Annotated in this window: 2 protein-coding genes and 1 pseudogene; all 3 read right to left on the bottom strand. The window is 30.5% G+C overall.

The annotated features are described in order from the left end of the window. A partial coding sequence (locus Q0Q99_RS02255) for a histidine kinase (protein ID WP_293890806.1) occupies window positions 1-1,710 on the bottom strand: 1,710 nt, incomplete at its 3' end. A gap of 90 nt (window positions 1,711-1,800) precedes the next feature. Continuing rightward, window positions 1,801-1,989, bottom strand: a complete 189-nt coding sequence (locus Q0Q99_RS02250) for a hypothetical protein (RefSeq protein ID WP_293890803.1) — start codon at window positions 1,987-1,989, stop codon at window positions 1,801-1,803. Window positions 1,990-2,785: 796 nt separating this feature from the next. Further along, window positions 2,786-2,909: pseudogene (locus tag Q0Q99_RS02245) on the bottom strand (IS982 family transposase); the annotation flags it as partial.

Here is a 2,909-nt window from a genome sequence, read left to right as displayed (position 1 = left end):
CGAATGATGTTCAATCGCAGTAAAAAGATTTTTTACTATGGCAATAAAGTTAACCTGATCCGAAAAAAAGTTCTTATTCAAATCATGCGCTATTATCCTTATTTCTTTCTCAACGTTTTGAATTTCTTTAATATGTTGCAGGCATTTATTAATGGTTTCTGGATCTGTTTTCCTGCTCAAAACAAATAAATTCAGTCTGATACTTGTCAGTCGGCCCATAACGCCATCATGCAATTCCTGCGATATCCTTTTCTTTTCTGCCTGCTTTCCCTGCTCAACTTTCTGCTGCTGATCGAGCATCAACTGATAGATTTCTTCATTAGACCTTTGCTGCTGCTGGATGAATTGCAATTCTTTATTCTTTGATTTTTGTGTTTTATTCATGAACCATAAAAGGATAATCAAAAGAGCAAATAAACTTAATCCAAGAATAAGCCATCTTTGCAGCGAAATGGAATCTTTTTCTACTTCGATATTATTTTTTTGATTTAAAATCTCATCGGTTTCAAATTCTATTCGAGCATATTTATCTCGGGTGGCACGTTCATTATTTTGAAGACTGTCACTCAGTTTAATATAGCTGCTATTATAAAAGAAATTCTTTTTAGGATCAATTTTCACTAATAATGCTAAACATTTCAGTTCATCTTCAAATATTTTACTGTCATGTGCCTTTTGTCTGGCATCATTTATATTTATTAATGCTTTTGAAGTATCTTTTTGAGCCAGATAATATTCTGATAAGTTTATTTTGCACGAAACTTGAGCAGGAATATTATTTAAGCTGTCCGAAATTTTTAATACATTATTGAATAAAAATAATGATTTTTTATCACCTGTCTTAAATCTGGAATAAGCTAAATTACCCATTAAATAAACATAAATGGTTGGGTCAATTCTTCTGAAATCACCAAATTTTAAACCTTGTTCAAAATAACTTATTGATTTATTGTTTGCTCCATTTTTTTGATGCACGAGGCCTATATAATTGTAGGCTTGTGCTTTGAGTGATAGGTATTCCGAATTACTTTTTAAATTATCAGTAATCTGAAACGCTTTGCGGTAATATTCTACCGCTTTGTCTTCATTATTTAGTCCTACCAGCGCATTTCCTAAAGTAATATAGCAGTTATAAATCAACAGGTAATCCTTGTTTTTTTGACCAATTTTTAACGCTTTTATCGCAAGGACTTCAGATCCTGAAAAATCCTTTTTAAAGGATAATATATTTGATTTTGAACTAATTATACTCCCTAAATAGGTGCTGTTTTTTAATTCTTTATATGCTTTCTCTGCGTTGGAAAAATAATAAAAGGCACTGTCATAATTAAAACCATAATAATAATTATAGGCGATGCAATAATTCGACTTTGCAATCCCGGATATATCATTTGCTTTTTTAGACTTTAATGATAATGTTCTATAAAGCATGTTGCTTTTTTGATTCTCTTGAAGATTATAATACAAATCTGCTAACTGATAATAATTATTTCGGGTTATTGAATCATTTTCTTGAAACTTAATTTTTTCCAATATCATATCGGCATATTGAAGACGGATTTTTTTATCAAAATTGATATTTCCGACCTTATTCAATAGAGTATCTAAACTTTCTCCCTTATCTAAAAATGCAACATCTTTTCCTTTATTACAACTAAAGAAAAAGATGCTGCATATGATTAAAAACCCTGTTTTTTTTAAATGGGACATATATTTTTAAGTGATTTCAAATCTACTAAATTATTCATTGGTAAATATAAAAGAAACAATACACAACATTTCTCTATAAAAACAAAGAAATTATGGTTTAGGTGGAATCGTTATAACCGGCGGGACAATATCTCCTTCCTTCGCCGTAATATCAGTATTAATGGTTTGCGCAATTGTTGATTTAGTTGAATCATTTCCTGGTTTTAATTCATCTGCACTGCATGATGAAAAGGTTATCAATAGTGCAATGATTCCAAAAGTGTAAGCGATAATTTTCATGATTTTTTAAGTATTAATTGAGACAATAGTTTTCCAGGCAAACTCATTGTAAACAATGAATTACGTTAGTTAAAATGTGTTTTTAGGAATTCCTGTACTTGTATTAATACGATGCAAATCTATCTTGTGAACAATAGATGCTGTTGTGGTTTTACTGTAAAAAACGTTAAATCTTTTTCTGATATTTCCATGGTCAAATGAAGTATGGTATATGACAGTATAGGCGGTATTCATGCTTTAATCTAATTAGGCTTCACCTAATAACTGCATTTCATGTTTTAACAATTTTTACGGTAAAACCGTAACGCAATTCTTTTGAGCTTACTAGTTTTATCCCAACAAAATTTCCCGCGAAAATCTTTTTTAAAAAATTAATGTATCCCTGTTCAGCTTGCAAAACAGCAATGGCTTTAAAAACAGTTAAAACATCTTGTCTCTTTTTTATTAACCACCTAAAAAATGAATGCCATAAAAAAAAACTCCTTTTTATTATTTGCATCGCTTTATTGATTAGCCTATGCACCGTTACTGATAAAGGCAGGTCAACCGCACCCCAAAACCGCCAGCCGGCCCAACATTCAAATCAGCCAACTCAAATCCTAATTATTTAAAATATCCCGAAGACCTCGCAAGGCATTTTAGTAATCCATAAAAAAAAACAAGTATGCAACCACTCAAGACATTACGCTCAAAAAAGGATCTCGTGGCACTGTACTACTCCTAATCCACGTTAATCTCAAAGAGCAGAAGTTAAAAACCAATTACAAATTATTTTTAATTAACCCGTTGGGTGTAATTAAATAATTTGATTTTTAATATTGTTTATTGGTCTGTCAAAGATGAATTTATTGACATATTGAACCAAAGTTAATGCTGTTATTTTAGCTAAAATTCTAGTTTTAAATCCTTCAAAAGATTTT

The organism is Flavobacterium sp. (genome assembly GCF_025352425.1).
Taxonomy (GTDB): domain Bacteria; phylum Bacteroidota; class Bacteroidia; order Flavobacteriales; family Flavobacteriaceae; genus Flavobacterium.
Note: the sequence above shows the minus strand (reverse complement) of the source record. Positions and strands in the feature narration are given on the sequence as shown.